Origin of the sequence: Rhodococcus sp. O3, from assembly GCF_048897285.1 — a bacterium.
In the GTDB taxonomy this organism is placed as follows: Bacteria; Actinomycetota; Actinomycetes; order Mycobacteriales; family Mycobacteriaceae; genus Rhodococcus.
In genome coordinates this window covers 1-20,919 of the sequence record NZ_JBMBTE010000064.1, presented here as the reverse complement: position 1 = coordinate 20,919, position 20,919 = coordinate 1, and the positions used below count along the sequence as shown (strand labels likewise).

The 20,919-nt window shown below is 69.7% G+C and carries 22 protein-coding genes and 1 pseudogene; 13 read left to right on the top strand and 10 right to left on the bottom strand.

The genetic code is table 11. The annotated features are described in order from the left end of the window. Nucleotides 1–10 precede the first annotated feature (10 nt). Nucleotides 11–1,201: an elongation factor Tu gene (gene tuf / locus ACN675_RS18050; protein ID WP_197251460.1), complete on the top strand. Its 1,191-nt coding sequence runs from the start codon at nucleotides 11–13 to the stop codon at nucleotides 1,199–1,201. A 1-nt stretch (nucleotide 1,202) separates the two neighbouring features. Here the strand turns inward: tuf and ACN675_RS18045 are convergent, their stop codons facing one another. After that, entirely contained in the window at nucleotides 1,203–2,105 is a 903-nt protein-coding gene (locus tag ACN675_RS18045; protein WP_420752141.1) for a LysR family transcriptional regulator, read from the bottom strand. A gap of 102 nt (nucleotides 2,106–2,207) precedes the next feature. On the opposite strand from ACN675_RS18045, the gene ACN675_RS18040 reads away from it, so the two are divergent. Genes ACN675_RS18040 through ACN675_RS18030 form a run of 3 tightly spaced genes read left to right on the top strand, consistent with a single transcriptional unit; the run spans nucleotide 2,208 to nucleotide 3,986 of the window. Further along, entirely contained in the window at nucleotides 2,208–2,588 is a 381-nt protein-coding gene (locus ACN675_RS18040) for a YybH family protein (protein WP_420752140.1), read from the top strand. A gap of 59 nt (nucleotides 2,589–2,647) precedes the next feature. After that, nucleotides 2,648–3,211, top strand: a complete 564-nt coding sequence (locus ACN675_RS18035; RefSeq protein ID WP_420752139.1) for a TetR/AcrR family transcriptional regulator — start codon at nucleotides 2,648–2,650, stop codon at nucleotides 3,209–3,211. Between the two features lie 10 nt (nucleotides 3,212–3,221). Continuing rightward, nucleotides 3,222–3,986, top strand: coding sequence for a maleylpyruvate isomerase family mycothiol-dependent enzyme (locus ACN675_RS18030; protein WP_420752138.1), 765 nt, complete (start codon nucleotides 3,222–3,224; stop codon nucleotides 3,984–3,986). A gap of 23 nt (nucleotides 3,987–4,009) precedes the next feature. On the opposite strand, the gene ACN675_RS18025 is transcribed toward ACN675_RS18030, so the two are convergent. Then, the gene (locus ACN675_RS18025; RefSeq protein WP_420752137.1) at nucleotides 4,010–4,894 is read right to left on the bottom strand and encodes an esterase/lipase family protein; all 885 of its coding nucleotides are present in this window, start codon (nucleotides 4,892–4,894) and stop codon (nucleotides 4,010–4,012) included. A 352-nt stretch (nucleotides 4,895–5,246) separates the two neighbouring features. Between ACN675_RS18025 and ACN675_RS18020 the strand changes: the two genes are divergently transcribed. From ACN675_RS18020 to ACN675_RS18010, 3 genes are read left to right on the top strand one after another with little or no spacing between them, the layout of a single operon-like run. Continuing rightward, nucleotides 5,247–7,259, top strand: coding sequence for an ABC transporter ATP-binding protein (locus ACN675_RS18020; protein WP_420752136.1), 2,013 nt, complete (start codon nucleotides 5,247–5,249; stop codon nucleotides 7,257–7,259). Continuing rightward, on the top strand, nucleotides 7,256–8,020 hold the full coding sequence (locus ACN675_RS18015) for an energy-coupling factor transporter transmembrane component T family protein (RefSeq protein ID WP_420752135.1): 765 nt from the start codon (nucleotides 7,256–7,258) through the stop codon (nucleotides 8,018–8,020). Before ACN675_RS18020 ends, ACN675_RS18015 begins: the two co-directional genes overlap by 4 nt. A 20-nt stretch (nucleotides 8,021–8,040) precedes the next feature. Then, the gene (locus ACN675_RS18010) at nucleotides 8,041–9,255 is read left to right on the top strand and encodes a GNAT family N-acetyltransferase (protein ID WP_420752134.1); all 1,215 of its coding nucleotides are present in this window, start codon (nucleotides 8,041–8,043) and stop codon (nucleotides 9,253–9,255) included. Between the two features lie 13 nt (nucleotides 9,256–9,268). Here ACN675_RS18010 and ACN675_RS18005 read toward each other — a convergent pair whose 3' ends face one another. The 5 genes from ACN675_RS18005 to ACN675_RS17985 are packed head-to-tail and all read right to left on the bottom strand — an operon-like array spanning nucleotide 9,269 to nucleotide 11,831. Beyond that, a complete protein-coding gene (locus tag ACN675_RS18005) occupies nucleotides 9,269–9,832 on the bottom strand; it encodes a hypothetical protein (RefSeq protein ID WP_420752133.1) in 564 nt (187 codons plus the stop codon). Next, nucleotides 9,829–10,857 (bottom strand): Asp23/Gls24 family envelope stress response protein, encoded by a 1,029-nt coding sequence (locus tag ACN675_RS18000; protein ID WP_420752132.1) that lies wholly within the window; start codon nucleotides 10,855–10,857, stop codon nucleotides 9,829–9,831. Before ACN675_RS18000 ends, ACN675_RS18005 begins: the two co-directional genes overlap by 4 nt. Continuing rightward, nucleotides 10,850–11,029 (bottom strand): DUF2273 domain-containing protein, encoded by a 180-nt coding sequence (locus tag ACN675_RS17995; RefSeq protein WP_072814089.1) that lies wholly within the window; start codon nucleotides 11,027–11,029, stop codon nucleotides 10,850–10,852. The genes ACN675_RS18000 and ACN675_RS17995 overlap by 8 nt, the downstream gene beginning before the upstream one ends. 11 nt (nucleotides 11,030–11,040) lie before the next feature. Beyond that, nucleotides 11,041–11,367 (bottom strand): hypothetical protein, encoded by a 327-nt coding sequence (locus ACN675_RS17990; protein WP_420752151.1) that lies wholly within the window; start codon nucleotides 11,365–11,367, stop codon nucleotides 11,041–11,043. A gap of 2 nt (nucleotides 11,368–11,369) precedes the next feature. Beyond that, nucleotides 11,370–11,831: an Asp23/Gls24 family envelope stress response protein gene (locus ACN675_RS17985; protein WP_420752131.1), complete on the bottom strand. Its 462-nt coding sequence runs from the start codon at nucleotides 11,829–11,831 to the stop codon at nucleotides 11,370–11,372. 222 nt (nucleotides 11,832–12,053) lie between these two features. Here ACN675_RS17985 and ACN675_RS17980 point away from each other — a divergent pair, with 222 nt between their 5' ends. Together ACN675_RS17980 and ACN675_RS17975 are read left to right on the top strand one after the other, a co-directional pair. After that, nucleotides 12,054–13,259 carry an NAD(P)/FAD-dependent oxidoreductase gene (locus ACN675_RS17980; protein WP_420752130.1) on the top strand — a complete coding sequence of 402 codons (1,206 nt, stop codon included), beginning with the start codon at nucleotides 12,054–12,056 and terminating at the stop codon, nucleotides 13,257–13,259. 49 nt (nucleotides 13,260–13,308) lie between these two features. Continuing rightward, nucleotides 13,309–14,085, top strand: a complete 777-nt coding sequence (locus tag ACN675_RS17975; protein WP_420752129.1) for a glutamate racemase — start codon at nucleotides 13,309–13,311, stop codon at nucleotides 14,083–14,085. A gap of 4 nt (nucleotides 14,086–14,089) precedes the next feature. Here ACN675_RS17975 and ACN675_RS17970 read toward each other — a convergent pair whose 3' ends face one another. Beyond that, entirely contained in the window at nucleotides 14,090–14,725 is a 636-nt protein-coding gene (locus ACN675_RS17970) for a TetR/AcrR family transcriptional regulator (protein WP_420752128.1), read from the bottom strand. 79 nt (nucleotides 14,726–14,804) lie between these two features. Beyond that, nucleotides 14,805–15,167, bottom strand: a complete 363-nt coding sequence (locus ACN675_RS17965) for an SPW repeat domain-containing protein (RefSeq protein WP_197257255.1) — start codon at nucleotides 15,165–15,167, stop codon at nucleotides 14,805–14,807. A 285-nt stretch (nucleotides 15,168–15,452) separates the two neighbouring features. Between ACN675_RS17965 and ACN675_RS17960 the strand changes: the two genes are divergently transcribed. Next, nucleotides 15,453–16,178, top strand: coding sequence for a DNA alkylation repair protein (locus ACN675_RS17960; RefSeq protein WP_420752127.1), 726 nt, complete (start codon nucleotides 15,453–15,455; stop codon nucleotides 16,176–16,178). A 43-nt stretch (nucleotides 16,179–16,221) separates the two neighbouring features. Here ACN675_RS17960 and ACN675_RS17955 read toward each other — a convergent pair whose 3' ends face one another. After that, nucleotides 16,222–17,277 (bottom strand): 2Fe-2S iron-sulfur cluster-binding protein, encoded by a 1,056-nt coding sequence (locus ACN675_RS17955; RefSeq protein ID WP_420752126.1) that lies wholly within the window; start codon nucleotides 17,275–17,277, stop codon nucleotides 16,222–16,224. 385 nt (nucleotides 17,278–17,662) lie between these two features. Between ACN675_RS17955 and mdo the strand changes: the two genes are divergently transcribed. From mdo to ACN675_RS17940, 3 genes and pseudogenes are all read left to right on the top strand, one after another. Further along, a complete protein-coding gene (gene mdo / locus ACN675_RS17950; RefSeq protein WP_420752125.1) occupies nucleotides 17,663–18,934 on the top strand; it encodes an NDMA-dependent methanol dehydrogenase in 1,272 nt (423 codons plus the stop codon). A gap of 100 nt (nucleotides 18,935–19,034) precedes the next feature. Beyond that, complete coding sequence (locus ACN675_RS17945; protein WP_420752124.1) at nucleotides 19,035–20,093, top strand: MadB family AAA-type ATPase; 1,059 nt, start codon at nucleotides 19,035–19,037, stop codon at nucleotides 20,091–20,093. 4 nt (nucleotides 20,094–20,097) lie between these two features. Continuing rightward, nucleotides 20,098–20,919 (top strand): annotated as a pseudogene (locus tag ACN675_RS17940) (hypothetical protein); the annotation flags it as partial.

Sequence of the window (20,919 nt, the reverse complement as noted above, 5' to 3'; positions counted from 1 at the left end):
GGACATTCCAGTGGCGAAGGCGAAGTTCGAGCGGACCAAGCCGCACGTGAACATCGGCACCATCGGTCACGTCGACCATGGCAAGACCACCACCACGGCTGCGATCACCAAGGTGCTGGCCGACAAGTACCCGGATCTCAACGAGAGCTTCGCGTTCGACCAGATCGACAAGGCTCCCGAGGAGAAGGCTCGTGGTATCACGATCAACATCTCCCACGTCGAGTACCAGACGGAGAAGCGCCACTACGCGCACGTCGACGCTCCGGGTCACGCCGACTACATCAAGAACATGATCACCGGTGCTGCCCAGATGGACGGCGCGATCCTGGTCGTGGCCGCCACCGACGGCCCGATGCCGCAGACGCGTGAGCACGTGCTGCTCGCCCGCCAGGTCGGCGTGCCCTACATCCTCGTCGCCCTGAACAAGGCCGACATGGTCGACGACGAGGAAATCCTCGAGCTCGTCGAGATGGAGGTCCGCGAGCTGCTGGCCGCCCAGGAGTTCGACGAGGAAGCTCCGGTCGTCCCGATCTCGGCTCTCAAGGCACTCGAGGGTGACCCGAAGTGGGTCAAGTCCATCGAGGACCTGATGGACGCTGTCGACGAGTCGATCCCGGACCCGGTCCGTGAGACCGACAAGCCGTTCCTGATGCCCGTCGAGGACGTCTTCACGATCACCGGTCGTGGCACCGTCGTCACCGGCCGCATCGAGCGCGGTGTCATCAACGTGAACGAGGAAGTCGAGATCGTCGGTATCCGCCCGACCTCGACCAAGACCACGGTCACCGGCATCGAGATGTTCCGCAAGCTGCTCGACCAGGGCCAGGCCGGCGACAACGTCGGTCTGCTGGTTCGTGGCATCAAGCGCGAGGACGTCGAGCGCGGCCAGGTCGTCGTCAAGCCGGGCACCACGACTCCGCACACGGAGTTCGAGGGCCAGGCCTACATCCTCAACAAGGAAGAGGGCGGCCGCCACACGCCGTTCTTCAACAACTACCGTCCGCAGTTCTACTTCCGTACCACGGACGTGACGGGCGTTGTGACCCTTCCCGAGGGCACCGAGATGGTCATGCCGGGCGACAACACCGAGATGTCGGTCGTTCTGATCCAGCCGGTCGCCATGGACGAGGGCCTGCGCTTCGCGATCCGCGAGGGTGGCCGCACCGTCGGCGCCGGTCGCGTCACGAAGATCATCAAGTGAGCTAGTTCTCGCTGACGCCGATGGCGCTCACTCCTTCGGGAGTGGGCGCCATCGCGCGTTTCAGGGCCTGCACGGCGGGCGACGGATCGGGTCGCCACACCAGCGCGAGGACCGCGTCGACGTCGGCGTCTTCCAGCGGTAGGGGAACGAGTCCCGGGTACGACCCGGCCATCGACGTGCTGAGGATCGCCACTCCCAGCCCGCGTGCCGCCAGGTCCGCCACCGCGTCGGGCGCGCTGGCCTGCATCGCGACCTCGACGCTGACCGCTCGCGCCGCGCAGGTTCGATCCAGGACCGTGCGGATACCGGTTCCCCGGGGCAGGCAGATCAGCGGGTGCGGAACCAGATCCGCCAGGTGCACGGCGGGGATTTCCGTGAGCGGATGTGCCGGCGGCACGGCCGCGACGATCCGCTCGGACACGATCGTCAGCGACTCGAGGTCGTCCGGCGGTGTGTCCGCGAGACCGACCAGCGCCACGTCGAGAGTGCCGGTACGTACCCGGTCCACCAGCACGTCCGAGTTGTCCTCGACGAGATCGACGGTGACGCCCGGGTGTGCACGCCGGCACGCGGACAACGCGTCGAACAGCGGTGACACCGTGCACGCGGTGACCATTCCGACCGCGAGCCGGCCCCGGACCAGGTGGTTTACGTCGTCGACGGCCTCGCGCACCGCGCGTGCCGCGGCCAGGGCGGCGCGCGCGTGGGGGAGTGCTGCCTCCCCGGCGGCGGTGAGTGTGGCGATACGCGTGCTGCGGTCGAACAGCACGGCGCCCAATTCGTTCTCGAGCTGCCGAATCTGTGCGCTGACCCCGGATTGGCTGATGTGCACGCGGGCGGCCGCACGAGTGAAGTTGGCTTCCTCGGCCACCGCGACGAAGTATTCGAGCTGGCGTAGTTCCACAACTCCTGATTCTAGGTACGGCAAGAACTATCTGTTGGACTTCTGATGTTCGGCGCGCGAGGCTGGAGGTGTACCGAATCCCCACCAGGAGAGGACGCACCGATGACGGAGAAGCAGCTCGAGAAGGCCATGACGCCGGAGGACATCACCCGACTGTTCGTCGAACGATCCAACGCCGGCGACGCGGACGGCGTGGCGGCCCTGTACGAGGAGGACGCCGTGCTGGCGTACCCGCCCGGATCCGTCACCGTCGGCCGTGCCGCCATCCGGGAACTGTGGGCCGAGGTGCTGGCTCACGCGCCGCGCTTCGAACCCGAACCGCCGCTGCCGACGCTCGTCAGCGGCGACCTCGCCCTGACGTCCACCCCGCCGCGGGACGGGGCCGGGGCCCGCGCGCAGGTGGTGCGGAGGCAGCCGGACGGGAGTTGGCTCCGCGTGCTGGACCAGCCGGAATTCGTCACGTCCACCCCCGCGGAGGGTTGACATCCGCAGCCGACGCGAGGATCGTCCTAAGTGTGTTAGGCAAACCGAACCGCGATAGGGTGGCCGAACGCCGTTCGGCAACTCGATCCGAGATTGTCGCCGCGGCCTGGGATGCCGCCCGCGAATGCGGGCTCGCGAATCTGACCCTCCGCGAGGTCGCCGACCGCGTGGGAATGAGACCCCCCTCGCTCTACAGCCACTTCGATTCGAAGAACGCGCTCTACGACGCGATGTTCGGACAGGCCTGGAGCGAGTGCCTGGCGGTCATGACGGAATGCGTCCGGAACCTGCCCGACACACCGCGCGGTGTGCTGCGATCCCTCGCGGCCACCTTCTTCGATTTCTGCGTCGAAGATCTCGCCCGATTCCAGCTGATGAACCAGCGGATCGTCATCGATTTCGAGCCGAGTGCCGACTCGTACGCGCCGGCCGTGGGAACCCTCGATCTGTTCCGTAACGCGTTGGCAGAGTTGGGGATTCGTGACCAGCAGGATGTGGATCTGTGTGTCGCGCTCACGGGTGGTCTCATCGATGCCCAGCTCGCCAACGATCCGGGTGGCGACCGGTGGCGTCGGCTTCTCGATCGGGCCGTGGACATGTTCGCCGAGAACGTAGGACTGTAAGGAGCGTCCGATGGCTGCAACGACCACAACCGAGTCCACTACGCGCCCACGACGACCGGTGATGCAACGCGACCTCGCGATGCGTCTGGCCGCCACCGAGTACGAGCGGTTCGCCGATCTGCTGGACCGGCTGACATCCGACGAATGGAGACAACCGACCGAATGTCCCGGGTGGGACGTGCGCGCGATCGCCGGGCACGCCTACGGGATGGCGCGGATGTCCGCGTCCCTCCTGGAGATGCGCCGCCAGCTCGCCGTCGCGAAACGCTCGCCCGGCGTCTTCATCGATGCCCTGACCGCGCATCAGGTCGAGAAATTCTCCACTCTCGACAACGAGACCTTGGCGTCGGCCTACCGGGCCACGGGGGTCAAGGCGGCGCGGGCACGCGCCCGTACACCGTCCCTCGCCCGGAACCTGACCATGAAACCGGCGCAGGCGGTCGGTGGCGTCGACGAATGGTGGACCCTCGGGTACCTGGTCGACGTCATCTTCACGCGCGACCCCTGGATGCACCGTGTGGACATCTGCCGCGCGACCGGCGAGACGATGGTCCTGACCGCCGAACACGACGGGGCGCTCGTCGCCGACGTCGTCGACGAATGGGCACGACGGCACGGCCGGCCGATCGATCTCACCCTGACCGGTCCGGCCGGAGGCCGCTGGCGCACCGGGTCCGGTGCACAGCCCGTCGAGATGGACGCGGTCGAGTTCTGTCGCGTCCTGTCCGGACGCGCGCCGGGAACCGGCCTTCTCGGGGTGCAGGTTCCGTTCTGATCGGCGCGCGCCCCCGACGGTCGTCAGTAGCCGGCCTGCGCGGTAACCGCCTCGGTCTCCGGTGCCGGCCCGAGCGTCGGGTCCGGGCTCCAGCCGAGGATCGGCGGCACGAACACGCAGTTCAGCGGTCGCGGATCCTCCGGATCGAGTGCCTTCAGCACGAACCACGCGGCGTTCGGGTCGTTGACGATACCGGCATGCTCGACGAAGTCGTTGCCGCAGTGGTCCTGGAGCACGATGTTCGTTGCGTTGGGGGCTTCGCGGTAGCCGCTGGTGTAGGGCAGGACGATCTCTTCGTACCGGCTCATGATGTTCGTGTAGGTGACCTCGTCGGCGTACACGCCGGCCTCCTGGATGGTGTGGATCCAGTCGGAGCCGGCCAGCACCTGCGGGCAGGCGCCACACCCGAGCGCGTGCACCAGGTTCTCCATGTCCTGGCGTGCCCCGACCCGCTCGAACAACTCGAAAGACGCGGCGATCAGGAACGCGTGGCTGCCCTCGTACACGGGACCGAGGGAGATGTAGTCGTCGACCTTCTCGTTGCCGCCGAGGAACTTGACGTACCAGACGGGCATCAACGTGCCCTGCGAGTGGCCGATCAGATCCACCTTCTCCGCGCCGGTGGCGGCGAGGACCTCGTCGACGAAATCGGCGAGCTGCTGTGCGCTCTCTTCCATCGGCAGCAGTCCGCCGACGGCGTTGAGCGGCCACGGCAGGTCGGCATGGTTGCCATAAGTGAGGGCGAAGACGCAGTACCCCTCGTTGGCGAGCAGGGGTGCCGGGTACGACCAGTTGTCCTGCCGGTTGAGGACGGTGCCGTGCACGAGGATCACCGGGTCGGGATGTTCCTCCGACGGCACGCAGCTCCAGTCGTCGGTGCCGGGGGCGTTGCCGCCGGGTGATCCCAATTCGCTTGCAACACCGTCTAGGAAGGTCCTTCCCACGGGTAGGGGAGGTGCCGGTTACTCGGCCTGTGCCGTTCCGGTTCCGAAGAGCGCGAAGATCGCCGCGAAGGTCGCGGCGGTGAGGGCGCGCAGGCGCATGTCCATCCCCCTTGTCGATACATGAATGGGCAGAAAGTTAACAGAGATTCCCCATAGGTGACCAGGCTGTGTCGGTGGCTCGGCGGTCTGGTGAATCACGATGTGCCCACCGATTCGGAAAACGCCTGCCCTGCAGCGTGAGCGGATCCGGACTCGGCGCGTGGATCGCCTCGGTAGGCGGTTCGGGGCGCCGCGTGTGGCTGGCACACTGGGAGCGGTGCGCGCCGGAACCACGACAGCAAGGGGCCCGCTGCGGCCGTTCGAGATCGCGGCCGCGGCGGTGTTCGGAGCACTGACCGCCGTCGTCACCGTCGTCACCGGGTTCATCCCGATCGGAGCCGCGCAGGTTCTCATCACTCTGCCGATCGCGTTCCTCGCAGCCGGAAACCGGATGCGGTCCGCGATCGCAGCGACCGTTGCGGCGAGCGTCGTCGCCCTGATCGCCGGCGGCCCGTTCGGGGTCGTGATGTTGCTCGTTCTCGTCGGCGTGGGAATCCTCGTCGGCTATGCCGAACGCCGATGGGGCAGGAACGCGGTCTTCGTGGTGTTCGCCGGGTCGATCCCCCTGGGGCTCGCCCTCGCCGGATTCACCGTCGGGATGCTGCTGTTGTTCGAACGGACCCGGATCCTGCTGCTCGACTCTCTCGCCGCATCGCTGCAGGGCGCCCTGCGGGCATTCCAGGCAGCCGGTGCGGGACAGGCATTCGTCGACGCCTTCACCCGCACCGCCGATTTCCTCGTCGAGTACTGGTGGCTGTGGATCGGGGGTGCCACGGTCGTCGGCATCGTCGGCAGCGCACTGCTCAGCTTCGGGGTCTTCCGCACGGTCGCGCTGCGCACGCGGTGGGGCAGCCCGCCCACCGAATGGCCGGCCACGGCCGTGGCGGAACCGGCACCGCTACCCGTGCACCTGCGGTCGGTCACCTACCGCTACCCGGGAGCCACCACCGACGCGCTCACCGACATCGACCTGACGATCACCGCCGGTGACTTCGTCGCGGTGGTCGGTGCCAACGGCTCGGGCAAGTCCACCCTCGCGCGGATCCTCGCCGGTCTCGATCCGACGACCGGTCTCGTCGACCGTCCCGGCCACGTCGGTCTCGGTGCCCCGGGCGGCACGGCACTGGTCTTCCAGCACCCGGAATCCCAGATCCTCGGCCGTACGGTCGCCGAGGACGTGCGCTGGGGACTCGACGATGCCGACGGCACCCTCGACGTCGACACACTGCTCGAGAGGGTCGGGCTGGGTGGGCTCGCGGACCGCCCCACCGAGGACCTGTCCGGCGGGCAGTTGCAGCGGCTGACGCTCGCCGGTGCGCTCGCCCGCCGCCCGGCCCTGCTGATCGCCGACGAGATCACCGCGATGGTCGACGACGCGAGCCGCGGCGCCCTGCTCGACCTGCTCGCCGGCATCGCCCGCGACGGCACGGCCGTCGTGCTCGTCACCCACGTCGAGGGAGAAGCGGCCACGGCTCGTCGCGTCGTCCACCTCGACCGCGGGCGACTCGTTCCCGCGCCAGCGCGGACCGCCCGGACCGTGACGGTGGCGACCCCACCGGCCGTCGTCGACCCGATCCTCGAACTCCGCGACGTCACCCACACCTACGCCGCCCGCACCCCCTGGGCGCACACCGCGCTGCGGAACGTGACGCTGACGGTCGGCCGCGGCGAGGGAGTGCTCGTGGTAGGTGCGAACGGCTCCGGCAAATCGACCCTCGCCTGGGTGCTGGCCGGACTGCACCGGCCCACGTCCGGCACCTGCACGCTGAACGGCACCCCGACCGCCGACCTGCGCGGCGACATCGGACTGGTGTTCCAGCAGGCGCGACTGCAGTTGCAGCGACCCACCGTCGCCGAAGAGATCTGCGACGTCGCCGGACTCGGCTACATCGACCGCCCGTACGTGGCCGCGGTGCTGCAACGCGTCGGTCTGGGCACGCACCTGGTGGACCGTGCCGTCGACAGGCTCAGCGGCGGCGAGATGCGGCGCGTCGCGATCGCCGCACAACTCACCCGCGCCCCGCGCGTGCTGGTGCTCGACGAACCGCTCGCCGGGCTCGACGACGCCGGCCGCCACGACCTCGTCGGACTCCTCGGGTACCTGCGCGAGACCGAGCACATGACGATCGTGGTCATCTCCCACGACCTGCACGGCATGGAAGCGGTGTGCTCGCGAACCGTGGTGCTCGATGCAGGCACGATCGTCGACGACCGGACGGTGGCGGCATGAGACGCACCGGCGCGAGAAGCACGAACCGGAGTACCCGGCGTCCCCTGATCCTGCTGCGCCCGGTGCCGCGCGAAACGCCCGTGCACCGGCTGTGGGCCGGTACCAAACTCCTCGCCGCCTCCGCGCTGGCGGTGACGGTCGCGCTCGTGCCGTCGTGGACCAGCCTGCTGGTGCTGGCCGTCGTCCTCGCGACGGCGATCGTCGTGGCGCGGATCCCGCGCGGCGCGGTGCCCACCGTCCCGTGGTGGGTGTTCGCGTCCCTCGGGTTCTTCGCCGTGCTCAGCTCGGTCGGCGGGGGCCTCGACCCGTACGTGCGATCGGTGCTGGTGGGTCTGGCGCTGTTGGTCTGCGCCTCGCTGGTCGGGTGGACGACCCGGCTCGGTGACATCGTCGACACCCTCCCGGTGCTGTTCGCGCCGCTGCGGCTGCTGCGGTGCCCGGTCGACGAATGGGTGACCACCTGCACCCTCGCGCTGCGCGTGCTGCCGTCCATCCGGGAGGAGTTGCGCATGGTCTTCGCGGCCCGTGCGCTGCGCGGCCGTCCCGGTGTGCCGACCCCGCGCGGGCTGTGGCACCAGGTCGTCGACGCCGTCGGAGCCGTCGTGTCGGTGTCGCTGCGTCAGGTCCGCGACCTCGGCGACGCACTGGCGGTCCGGGGGCAGCGGACGGTGGTGCGGACCCGGCCGCACTGGGGGATCGGGGATCTCGTGACGGTGGTGATGGTCGCCGCCGCATGCACGGTGATGGCCGTATGGGGATGAGCGGTCCGTAGGCTGCCGCCATGCCCGAGATTCGCGTCCTCGACACCGAACCCGATCTCATCGAATCGTCGAACCTGTTCCGCACCGCCATGGTCGGCCTGCCCGCCCCACCCCCGTACGAGCCGGGACAGATCCGGGAACTGCTCGAACCGGGTCGCACGCTCGGCGCATTCGTCGACGGCGTCATGGTCGGGACCGCGGATTCGGCGACCAGCGGCCTGATCCTGCCCGGTGGCCGGACGGTGGCGCACGCCGCGGTCACCCACGTCGGGGTACTGCCCACCCACACCCGGCGCGGGGTGCTCACCGCGCTGATGCGTCACCAGTTGCGCGACGCCCGCGACCGCGGTGAGGTGGTCGCGACCCTGCGCGCCTCCGAGGCGACCATCTACGGCCGCTTCGGGTACGGGGTGGCGAGCACGTCGCACACCCTCGAGCTGGACGTGCGGCGAGCACGACTGCTCCCGTCGGTGGCCGGGGGAGGACCGGTGCGGCTGCTCGAGCCGGGTGCGGTGTGGAATGTGCTGCCGCGGATCGTCGACGAGCACCCGTCGGCCCGACCCGGCACCATCGACCGCATCCCGCTGTGGTGGCGCGGTCGCGAGTTGATGGCACAGTCCGGTCGTGGACCGAATTATGTTGCTGTCCACGGTGATCCGGGTTCCGAGGACGGATTCGTCCGGTACCGGCCGATCGGCACCGACCGCTGGTTCGGCGGCCGCGACCGCACCGTCGTCGTCGACGACTTCTACGCCCCGACCCGCGCCGCCTACCTGGGACTGCTCCGGTTCCTGCTCGCGCTCGATCTGGTCGACATCCTCGTGTTCGCCGCCGTGCCGGAGGACGATCCGCTGCCGTGGCTGCTGACCGACCGGCGCGCGGTGCGGCTGCGCAGCGCGGACGACGAGACGTGGCTGCGGATCCTGGACGTATCCGCCGCGCTGGATCGCCGGGTGTTCGACGGGGACGCCGTGGTGCGGGTCGGGGTCGTCGACGAGCTGCTGCCGGAGAACACCGGCACCTATCGGATCGGCGCGACCGGAAGCGGCCGCACGGACAGCGCACCGCAGGTGGAGGTGGAGGTCGCGACGCTCGCTGCGGCGCTGCTCGGCGGAACCCGATGGCAGCAGCTCGACCGTGCCGGACTGGTCCGCGTGCACGACGACTCGGCTCTGCCGCAGCTCGAGCGGCTGTTCGCGACCGCGGAGGCGCCGTTCGCCGGGGTGATGTTCTGACGGACGCGGTCTTCTAACGGATTTCGGTGGCGGGGTCCAGGTGCAGCAGCACCTGGGTGGCCACCCGCGCCCCGCCGAGTGCCCGGGCCGCACGCTGCGCGGTGTCCTCGGCGCTCGCGGTGAACTCGGCGACGTCGATGTTCGGGTCGGCGTGCACCGTCACCGACAGGGTCGGCAGATGCCGCTCGACGACCGCTCGGCTCCGCACCGACCGCACCCCCGGCAGCGACGCGAGCTCGGCGGCGACCCCGTCGGCGACGGGTCCGAGTTCGACGCCGAGAGTCGCGTCCGTGACCTGGTCGTAGAGCTGCACGGTGGAGGTGCGGCGCCGCGACAGGTTCACCACGAGCAGCACGATTCCGACGGTCAGGCCCACCACGACCGCGCCCCACAGCGCCGCCGTCCACCACGGCTGGTCGGGCACGTCGATGACGCGGGGCCGGTCGAGCCGCGCGAGGGAGTCGCGGGTGAACGGCACCCGGCCCACCCACGCCAGCGCGAACGCCCCCAGACCGAGCAGCGCGAGTCCGACGGCGAACGTCACGAACCGATTGACCAGGACGGTGCGCAGTTTCACCGGTTCACCTTCACGACGAGGGGGATCGGCTCCGCGAGCAGGGCCAGGTTCGGTTCCACCGCGGCCCGGACCGCGGCGGTGAGATCGGCGACCGGGGTTTCGTCCTCCACGGTGATCCGGACGACGGCGCGGCGCCGGTCGACGACGGTGCGGGCGGCCGCCACCCCGCTCAGGGACGACGCGTGCGCACTGCACATCCGGGCCAGGTCGGTGCGCCGCATCCACACCGTCGCGACCGGCCCGGCGACCTGCAACGGCAGGTGGGTGCGTCGCCGCGGTTTACAGGCGACCGCGAGCAGCACGACCCCGACGGCGACGCACGCGGCGGCGGCCACGGGGATCCACGGCTCCCAGTGCAGCCGCCCGAACCACTCGAAGGAGTTCCGCAGCCACGGAGCGCCGCCGTAGGTGCCCCGCACGATGAGCAGCTCCCGCGCGGCGGTGAACGCCAGGATCAGCGCCGCGACGGCGATGAGCGCCGCCGCGGGAGCAGCGGCCGGGTAGGCGAGCGGCGGCAGGGGGGCGACGACGGGAACGGGGGTGCGCGGTTCCGTGCGGCCGGCGACGATGTCCGATTCGAGGTACTCGACGGGAATCGCCGCGTCGCTGTCCGCGTCCTCCTCGGGGACGGCAGTGGCGGCGACGACCACGTTCAGTTCGTGGACGGACAGCCCGGTGAGCTCGCGCAGCTGCCGTTCCACGGAATCGTGCACGCGGCGGGTGAGCATCGCCGCGTCGTACGGCCATTCGGCGGCGACGTACAGGTTGACGGCGACGGCGTTGCCGCCCGTGGTCACGTCGGCGCGGGGCAGTTCACGGCCGGTGAGGAGGCTCAGACCGCTGCTGCGCCGGACCACACCGGGAACCTGCAGCGCTGCGGCCGTGGCGATCCGCGCGACCGCGCGGTCCTTGACGACGAGCGAACCGCGGTGACCGCGGGTGTCCTCCGATGCGGGCTCGGTTTGTGTGTGCGGCTCGGCCGCGGTCTGCGGGTGCTCTTCGGTCTGCGTGTGCTGCTCAGCCACGACCCCGGCTCCTGAGCAGGGCCCCGAGGTCGAGCAGGCCGTCGCGGTGTGCGCCGATCGCCATGCCGAGGGCGCCGAGCAGTACCGCGAACAGCAGTCCGCTGAAGCCGCCGAGGATGCCCGCGATGGCCAGCAGCAGTCCGGCGAGGAGACCGATGACGGTGTTGTTGATGGGCGTGTGGTTCACGGTGCCGCCTCTGTGCGCTCGTAGGGCTCTGTGTGCTCGTCGGTCTGCAGATCCTCGATCGTCACCTGCACCGGCACCGCGACCATCGGGGCGATCCGCGCGTGCACCGCTCCGGCGACCGCGGGCAGATCCGCCGGATAACGGGCCACGATGTGCACTGCGCACAGGTCGGCGCCGATCCGGATGCCCTCGATGCGCCGGCCGGGCAGATAGGTCGCGATCTCACCGAAGACGCCACCGTGCAGTCCGGCGACACCGGGAACCGCGAGCGCGGCCTCGGCGACGCGTTCGGCAAGTTCCGCCGTGGGCGGCGTCCCGGCGATCGTCACTGCACTCGCGGCTTGGTGTCGTCGACGAGACCGGCGGCTTCGTCGTGCAGCACGACGTCGAACACGGTGATGTTGACCTCGGTGACTTCGAGGCCGGTCATCCGTTCGACCGCGCCGATCACGTTGTGCCGGATGGCGACCGCGAGTTCGTGCAGTGCCACGCCGTATTCGGCGATGATGCCGATGTCGATCGCGGCCTGCTTCTCACCGACCTCCACGGCGACACCCTGGCCGTGGTTGATGCGCGCGCCGGGGATCCGGTCGCGCAGCGCACCCACGACGCGGGTGGTGCCGGCGCCGACGTCGAACACGCCGCTGATCTCGCGGGTAGCGATGCCGGCGATCTTGGCGACGACGGCGTCGGCGATGATCGTGCGGCCCTGCGTGTCGACGGGGCCGGGCGAGACGCCGGCGCCGAACTGTACGCGGCTGATTCCTGCGCCGCTGTCGCTGGTCATGAAGGACTCCTCGGAAGCGCTGCCGGTGTGTCCGTGGTCGACTCCGTTGTCTGCACGTTGTCCTCGACTCTAGTGACTCCCGCGACCGGATGGGACGCGCGTGGGGCGGTGTTTCCCGGACCGGTTGCCGATGCGTAGGACTGTCGCCCGTGATCACCGTTTGGTAGAAAAGTCGAACGGTATCGGGGGTGACCGGCGTCACCACTATCGAAGGATGAAGACGTGTCGACTGATGATGTGACCGAGGGCGGGGCGGGGAGGGTCGTCGTCGTCGGCGCCGGTCTGGCCGGAGTCCGGACCGCCGAGGAGCTGCGGCGGGCCGGGTTCGACGGCGAGATCGTCCTGGTCGGTGCGGAGCCGCACCTGCCCTACGACCGCCCGCCGCTGTCGAAGGACGTGATCCGCGGCGAACGTGAGGACACCACGCTGCGGCCGCGTGAGTTCTTCGACGAGCAGCGCATCGATCTGCGACTCGGCGTCGCGGTGGAATCGCTCGACGCTGCCGCGCGCACGGTCGCGCTGGCCGACGGCACCTCCCTCGGCTACGACGAACTGGTCGTCGCCACGGGCCTGCGTCCCCGCCGCATCCCCGGCCTGCCCGAGCTTGCCGGAGTGCACGTGCTGCGGTCCGTCGAGGACAGCGTCGGCCTGCGCGCCGACATCCGCCCCGGTGGCAAGGCGTTGATCGTCGGCGCCGGCTTCATCGGCTGCGAGGTCGCGGCGAGCCTGCGGGCGTGCGGCATGGACGTCGTACTCGTCGAGCCGCAGCCCACCCCGCTCGCGTCGGTGCTCGGTACCGAGGTCGGCGGGTTCGTCGAGCGCCTGCACACCGCCGAGGGTGTGGACGTGCGCTCCGGGGTCGGGCTCACCGAACTGCGCGGCGAGGACCGGGTCACCGGCGCGGTCCTCGGGGACGGCACCGAGATCGCGGTGGACCTGGTGGTCCTCGGTATCGGATCGGTCCCGGTCACCGAGTGGCTGGACGGTTCCGGCGTGACCGTCGACAACGGCGTGGTCTGTGACACCGTGGGTCGCGCCTCCGCCGATCACGTGTGGGCGGTCGGCGACGTCGCGTCGTGGCAGCTGCCCGACGGCGGCCGCAAGCGGGTCGAGCACTGGACGAGCGCGGGCGAGCAGGCCGCCGTGCTCGCGAAGGCGCTGCTCGGTGCCGACGGTGACCGGGCCGCTCAGGTCCCGTACTTCTGGAGCGACCAGTACGACGTGAAGATCCAGGGTCTGGGCGCGATGTCGGCCCGGGACACCGTGCACGTGGTGCACGACGACGGCCGCAAGTTCCTCGTCTACTACGAGCGGGACGGCCGTCTGGTCGGTGTCGTCGGTGGTGGTCTGCCGGCCCGGGTGATGAAGACGCGCGTGAAGATCGCGGCAGGCGCGCCGATCGAGGAGATGCTCGCACCGACGTCGTGATCGGGCACGTCCTGCCGGCCGCCTCGGCGTCGCGCGCTAAATTCGTACGGTGATCGTTGCGCTCATCGACTCGGGATTCGGTTTGCTGCCGACCTCGGCGTGGCTGCGTCGATTGCGGCCCGACCTGGATCTGATGCTGTCGATGGATCCGGCCGGAGCGCCGTGGGGTCCGAAGCCGCGGGACTGGGTGATCGAGCGGGTCGTCACGACCGCGCGGCGCGCGGTCCGGCGCGGCGCCGACGTGGTGGTGCTGCCGTGCAACACCGCCTCGGTCACCGCCCTCGACGAGGTCCGCCGCGACCTCGGCGACGGCGTTCCCGTGGTCGGTACGGTCCCGGCGATCAAACCGGCCGCGGCGGTGTGCGACTCGGTGGCGATCTGGGCGACCGCCGCGACCACCGCCAGCAGCTATCAGGCCGATCTCATCGCGCAGTTCGCGAACGGCAGCGAAGTCGTCGGCGTCGCGTGTCACGGCCTGGCCGACGCGATCGACCGCGGCGACCGGGCCGGAGCCGCGGCGGCCATCGCCTCCGCGGTGGAGCGGACGCCGGCGGACGTCAGCGGAGTCGTGCTCGGTTGCACGCACTATCCGCTGGTCGCCGACTCGATCGCGGCGCAGCTGCCTGCCGGTGTGCGGTTGTTCGACAGCGCCGAGGCCGTCGCCCGCCAGACCCTGCGCCGCATCGATGCGCTCGGCCGTGAGGATCGCGGATCGGGCCGCGTCGAGGTGTTCCTCAGCGGTGAACCGGGAGCGTTGCCGGCGGGGGCCCGGGCCTTCGAAGCCGGGCAGATCCTGCTCGCACCCGCCGGTGACGCCGTCGGCTGACCGCTCATCCGAACGAGAGCTTCCCCATTCCGGTCATCCCGGCTGCGATGACCCGCGCCACGGTACGCAGGTCCTCGCGGTTGCGGGGCAGCCCGTCGAGGTCGAGCCACCGGTCGGTGCTCGCCGCCGAGAACATCGCCGACACCCACGCGGTCGCGCAGGCCCGCAGGGTGCCCGGCTGCACCGGGCCGGGGGCGCTGGCCTGCAGCAGGCGCACGGTGATGTCGTGCAGGTGCGAGCGCAGCCGGTACAGGTGGGACCGGATGTCAGGATGGGTGTCGGCCTCGCGCCAGATGATCACCCGGAGCACCGACGACCGGTGGTCGCGCAGGTTCAGCGCGGTGTCGAGGTTCACGAGGCTGGCGGCCGGATCGCCGGGTTCGACGAGTGCGTTCACGTCGTCGATGGGTTCGGTCGGCATTCGTTCGGCGACGAGTGTTTCGAGAATGGCCTCCTTGGTCGGGAAGTAGTAGAAGATCAGGCCTTTCGGCACGTCTGCCGCCGCGGCGATGGACGCGGTGGCGGTTGCGTCGAAACCGTGGGTCGCGAACAGCTTTTCGGCGGCATCGAGGATGCGGGTGCGGGCCTCGCCGTCCTGTTGCGTGCGGCGCCGGCCTCGCCGGGGAATGTGTGTACTCACCTGCGCACCACCTTCGGTGATCCGAGAGGGGGCGAGGGCACGTCGGCCGCTCGCCCCGGGTCCCGGTATCAGGTGCGGATCAGTGATGGGTCGCCAGTCCGCCTCCGTGCATGCGAGCGTTCATGACAGGCAGGGCCGCGACGGCGACGACGACGGTGAGAACACCGACGATCCACGCGGTCCACGAGGCGCCCGTGTACTCGGTGTATCCCAAGACCCAAGGGGACAGGAACATCAGCACACCGAAGACGCCCATTGCGTAGTCGATCGCGGCCATCGTCGGCCGTGCGATCTGCGCAATGCCGCACAATGCGACCAGCACACCGAGGACGATCAGCGACCACATGGCCGCGTCGTTGGTGTCGAGCCACAACGGCGACAGGGCGGCGAAGACGCCCAGAACCACGGCCACATAGTCCTGCAGCCGGCTGTCGGAGAACATGGTGAGCCTCCTCGTGAGAGTGTGTCCTTCCGTCTTTCGGTATAGGTCTGATCGACCGGTCGGTCAAGATGTTCCACGGTTGCGGTGCGGTAACGCTGCTTTCCAGTTCAGGGCGTCTTTTTGCCGGATCGTCATCTGGCGGTCGGCGGGCGTGACCACGGCCCTGATCCGGGGTCGATTCGCCGCACGATCCGGAGTCCGCCCATGCTGCAGGGTGAGCGAATTCCGAGGCGTGCGGCCGATCGGGGGGCTCGCCGGCGCGCGGACGTCGTACTCTCGTCAGCCGTGACCGATGAGACGAGCGCGGGGGACGTGCGGGCCGCACTCGACGCCCTGGCCGACCCGGCCGCGGCCGCGCAACTGCGCCGGTTCTTCAAGACCGGCCCGGGCGAGTACGGGGAGGGCGACGAGTTCGTCGGGCTGCGGGTCCCGCAGACACGGGCGGTCGTCCGCCGCTTCCGGGCGTTGCCGATCACCGAGGCGCGGGCTCTGCTCGACAGCCCGATCCACGAACACCGCCTGGCGGGACTGCTGATCCTCGCCGACCGGTTCGCGCGCGACCGCGACGCCCGGGACCGGATCGTCGAGTGCTACCTCGACGCACTGAACTGCGGTCGCGTGAACAACTGGGACCTGGTCGACTCGTCGGCGGATCGCATCGTCGGCGAATGGGTACGCGAGCATCCCGACCGGGCCGCGCTGCTCACCGAACTCGTCGACGACCCGGACCTGTGGCGCCGCCGGACCGGGCTGCTCGCGACCTTCGCGTGCATCAAGGTGGGGGAGGCGGAACCGACGCTGACGCTGGTCGCGCGGGTCCTCGACGACCGTCGGGACCTGATCCAGAAGGCAGCCGGGTGGATGTTGCGAGAGGTCGGCAAACGCGTCGACCGTGCGTTGCTGGTGAGTTTCCTCGACGTCCACGCCGCGGCGATGGGCCGCACCGCGCTGAGCTACGCGACCGAGCACCTCGAGCCGGCCGAACGGGCACGGCTGCGGGCACTGCGCTGAGCCGGCGTACGCGGTCGCGCACGCCGGAGCGGCGCTTCGAAACTCAGAACTGGATCTTGAGGTTGTCGCTGACCGGCTTGGCCTGGCAGCCCAGGATGTAGCCGGACTCGATGTCCTCCGGGTCGAGGATGTCGCAGTGCTCCATCTCCACCTCGCCCTCGAGGACGGTGCACGCGCACGACCCGCATTCGCCTTCCTGGCACGAGTAGGGCACGTCGATGCCCTTCGCGAGCATGATGTCGACGAGCGTCTGCTTGCGCGGCCACGACAGGGTGTGGGTCTCGCCGTCGAGCTCGACCTCGACGGTCGCGGCGTCGGCGGCTTCCTCGTCGCTGACCTCGACGGGCGCGGCGTCGGCGAACGGATCGCCGGCGAGCGAGTTGAACACCTCGGCGTGGACCCGGCTGCGCTCCATGCCCGCGGCGTGCAGCGCGGCGTGCACGGTGTCCATGAACGGGCCGGGGCCGCACATGAACGCCTCGTATCCGGTGTACGGGTCGGCGAGCGTGGCGAGCTGGTCGGCCGTGGGCAGGCCCTGCACGGATTCGAGCCAGTGCACGACGGTCAGGCGCGTCGGGTACTTGTCGGCGAGGGCGCGCAGCTCCTCGGCGAAGATGACCGACGACTCGTCGCGGTTGGCGTAGACGAGCACGACGCGGCCGCTGCCCTGGGTCAGCGCCGACTTGAGGATCGAGATGACCGGGGTGATGCCGCTGCCGGCGCCGAACAACAGGAAGTCCTGGTCGAGCGACTTCGGGGTGAACACGCCGGACGGCGGGAGCACCTCGATGCGGTCGCCTGCGGAGATCTTGTCGCACAGCCAGTTGGAGCCGTAGCCGTCGACGGTGCGCTTGACGGTGACCTTGGGGGAGTCGTCGGTGAACGGTGAGCTCGCGAGCGAGTAGCAGCGTGCCACCGAGCCGGTGAGGTCGCTCGGGATGCGCAGGGTGAGGAACTGCCCGGGCTTGTACGCGAACTTGTCCCGCAGGTCGGCGGGTACGTCGAAGACCAGCGAGCGTGCGTCGGACGTCTCCTCGATGACGGCTGAGACGGTGAGAATCACCGATCGTGAGCCGTGCGGCACCTCGACTGTCGTCATGGGGTGTTTCGTCCTCTCGTCGTGCAGGCTGCGCTTTCGAACAGCTGGGCCTCGGAACAGCCGGGCCTTGAACATGTGGTGCGGTCGCCGCCCACCCTGCCGAAACCAATATAGAACGTGTTCTAGTTCAAGGGTAGCAGCCGGATCGGGCGACAAGGAAACGGTACCGGGCACCCCGTGGCCTCGACGTCGCCGCATCCCGGTCGGCGGGACATCCACCCTGCCCGACCGGGCAGGTGGCCGCACTCGACCGGACGGCTTCGGCGCGCAAACCGGACGGTTCCGACCGGTAGCTCTTCACCGGCGGGCGGGCGTCGGCCACGGTGGACCCCGGATGAGATGTGGGTCACAAACCGTGAGCCACCGGCGACCGAGGAGAGACACGATGGCCATCGAGCTCAATCAGATCTGGGACTTCCCGATCAAGGAGTTCCATCCCTTCCCGCGCGCACTGATGGGTGTCGGCGCACACGACATCATCGGTGTCGAAGCCAAGAACCTCGGATTCAAGCGGGCCCTGCTGATGACGACGGGTCTGCGCGGCTCCGGCATCATCGAGGAACTGATCGGCAAGATCGAATACCAGGGTGTCGAGGTCGTCCTCTACGACAAGGTCGAGTCCAACCCCAAGGACTACAACGTCATGGAGGCAGCCGCCCTCTACCAGCAGGAGAAGTGCGACTCGATCATCTCCGTCGGCGGCGGCTCGAGCCACGACGCCGCCAAGGGCGCCCGCGTCGTCATCGCCCACGACGGCCGCAACATCAACGAGTTCGAAGGCTTCGCGAAGTCCACGAACAAGGAGAACCCGCCGCACATCGCCGTCTCCACGACCGCCGGCACCGGCTCGGAGACGTCCTGGGCGTACGTCATCACCGACACCTCCGACATGGACCACCCGCACAAGTGGGTCGGCTTCGACGAGGCCACCATCGTCACCCTCGCCATCGACGACCCGCTGCTGTACTACAGCTGCCCCCAGCACTTCACCGCCTACTGCGGCTTCGACGTCCTCGCCCACGGCTCCGAGCCGTACGTCTCGCGCCTGGACTTCGCGCCGTCGCTGGGCAACGCGCTCTACTCGATCGAGCTGGTCGCGAAGAACCTCCGCGAGGCCGTCTTCGAGCCGCGCAACCTCAAGGCCCGCGAAGGCATGATGAACGCCCAGTACATCGCCGCGCAGGCGTTCAACTCCGGCGGCCTGGGCATCGTGCACTCGATCTCGCACGCGGTCTCCGCGTTCTTCGACAGCCACCACGGCCTCAACAACGCGATCGCGCTGCCCCGCGTGTGGGAGTACAACCTGCCCTCCCGTTACGAGCAGTACGCCCGCATCGCGACCGCGATGGGAGTCGACACCCGCAACATGACCACCGTGCAGGCTGCCGACGCCGCGGTCGAGGCCGCGATCCGGCTCGCCAAGGACGTCGGGATCCCCGACAACTTCGGGTCCGTGCGCACCGACTCGTACGAGAAGAACCAGATGAACACCAAGAAGTACGCGGGTCGCGGCGACACGATCCGCGGCGACGAGAAGACCGTGCGCGCCATCTCCGAGCACATCCAGGGCGACTGGTGCACGCCCGGCAACCCGCGCGAGGTGACGGTCGAGTCGATGATCCCGGTCGTCGACCACTGCATCAACCGGTCCTACTGACCCTGCATCCACCGGTCCGACGGACCGACCGATCTCGCGCCCGGGGCGGAGTTCCCCTGCCCCGCCCCGGGCGCGTTCTCACCGCGCGACAGGAGTACCGATGACCGCCTTCGCCGACAGTGCCGCACTGAAGGACGCGCTGCGCCGCCACGACTACATCGCCGACGACGAGTTCGCGGTCGTCGTGCACCTGGCCACCGTCCTCGACCGGCCGTTGCTGCTGGAAGGACCCGCCGGGGTCGGCAAGACCGAACTCGCCAAGGCCCTCGCCGCAGCCGGCGGACGCAAACTCGTGCGCCTGCAGTGCTACGAGGGCCTCGACGACAGCCGTGCACTGTACGAATGGGACTACGCCAAGCAGCTGCTGCACGTGCAGATGCTGCGCGACCGCATCGGTGACCGGCTCGCCGCGTACCCGGACCTCGCCGACGCCTCCCGCTTCCTCGCCGAGCAGGACTTCGGGCTGTACTCCGAGAGCTTCCTCGCCGTCCGCCCGCTGCTCGAGGCCGTGATCTCGCCCGAGCCGGTGGTTCTGCTCGTCGACGAGGTCGACCGCACCGAGGAATCCATGGAAGCGCTGCTGCTCGAGATTCTCGCCGAACGGCAGATCACCATCCCCGAGGTCGGCACGTTCACGGCGCGCTCCGCGCCCTGGGTGATCCTCACCTCCAACGACACCCGCGAACTGTCCGCCGCGCTCAAACGCCGCTGTCTGCACTACCACGTCGGCTATCCGACGCCCGAACGCGAACGCGAGATCGTCACCGCCCGCGCCCCCGAAGTGCCGGCCGCGACCGCCGCGGAGGTCGTCGAATTCGCCCGCACTCTCCGCGAGATGCCGCTGCGCAAGAGCCCGTCCATCTCCGAGGTCATCGACGCCGCCCGCGCGGCCACCGTCCTGAGCGCGCACGCCGGGGACGGCTCGATCCGGCACGTGCGCGACGTCCTGCTCGCGGCGCTGCTCAAGTACACCGGTGACGTCACCCTGGCCCGGACCCGGCTCGACGGCGCACCGGACCCCGCCGACGAACCGGTCGCCGACGTGCCACCGGCCGAACGGGTTACGGTCGCGTCCCGGCCGGCGAACACCACCACCGCGGTGTTCCGCGGTCGCGGTGGGGGAGGGCGCGACACCGCCCGTGTCGGCGCAAGGCGGTGACACCGTGCGCGTGAGCGACCTCGACGCCCGCCGCCCCGCGTATCCCCTCGACGTGGTCGCGGCCGTGTTCGCGCGACTGCTGCGACACCACGGGGTCGCCGCATCGCCCGCCGAAACCATCGAGATACGAAGGGTTCTCGGCCTCGTCGGCGCCCGCGACCGCGACGTCCTGCGCGCGGCGCTGCGGGCGGTGTGCGCGAAGTACGCCCACGAGCAGGCCGGGTTCGACCGCGCCTTCGACGCCCTGTTCCTCACCGCCGGCCCCGACACCGTCTCCGACGGCAGCCCACCCCTGCGCGCGCAGTTCGCGGAATCCCTGCCCGCCGCACTGGAAATCGACGACGAACAGCAACTCGCCCGCTACGCGGAGTACAACGAACGCGCCGCGGAGGTCGGTGACCTGTTCGACACCCCCGAGGCGGACAAGGGGTTCAACCCGCACAAGGACGACGACGATGTGTCGATGACCTCGGCGGACGCGGACCTGTCCGTCGACACCGGCGCCGATTCGGGACGCCGCGGCGTCACCTACACCGTCGACGTCGACCGGGCAGCGACCGCGACCGTCGGTGACCTGTCGGCGAATCCCGGTGCAGCCGTGTCGGGTTCGCTGTCGTGGGACGATCCGGCGTCGATCCTGGCGTGGCTCGACGCCTACGACCCGCACCGCGCCTACGGCGGCGACACCGCCGACGAACAGCTCACCGAAGCGCAACTGAACCGGCTCGTCGAGGCCGTCGAAGCGTTCGTCGCGGCGCTCGCCCAGGCCGTCGAAGCCCCGGTGGACGATCCGTCCGATGCACCGGTCGATCCGACGGCCGCGCAC

What these genes read in the sequence shown, in the direction of transcription:
- ACN675_RS18040 (WP_420752140.1), top strand. Translation starts at nt 2,208, where the DNA reads ATGACGGAGAAGCAGCTCGAGAAGGCCATGACGCCGGAGGACATCACC.
- ACN675_RS18030 (WP_420752138.1), top strand. Translation starts at nt 3,222, where the DNA reads ATGGCTGCAACGACCACAACCGAGTCCACTACGCGCCCACGACGACCG.
- ACN675_RS18015 (WP_420752135.1), top strand. Translation starts at nt 7,256, where the DNA reads ATGAGACGCACCGGCGCGAGAAGCACGAACCGGAGTACCCGGCGTCCC.
- ACN675_RS18010 (WP_420752134.1), top strand. Translation starts at nt 8,041, where the DNA reads ATGCCCGAGATTCGCGTCCTCGACACCGAACCCGATCTCATCGAATCG.
- ACN675_RS17985 (WP_420752131.1), bottom strand. Translation starts at nt 11,831, where the DNA reads ATGACCAGCGACAGCGGCGCAGGAATCAGCCGCGTACAGTTCGGCGCC.
- ACN675_RS17965 (WP_197257255.1), bottom strand. Translation starts at nt 15,167, where the DNA reads ATGTTCTCCGACAGCCGGCTGCAGGACTATGTGGCCGTGGTTCTGGGC.
- ACN675_RS17955 (WP_420752126.1), bottom strand. Translation starts at nt 17,277, where the DNA reads ATGACGACAGTCGAGGTGCCGCACGGCTCACGATCGGTGATTCTCACC.
- mdo (WP_420752125.1), top strand. Translation starts at nt 17,663, where the DNA reads ATGGCCATCGAGCTCAATCAGATCTGGGACTTCCCGATCAAGGAGTTC.
- ACN675_RS17945 (WP_420752124.1), top strand. Translation starts at nt 19,035, where the DNA reads ATGACCGCCTTCGCCGACAGTGCCGCACTGAAGGACGCGCTGCGCCGC.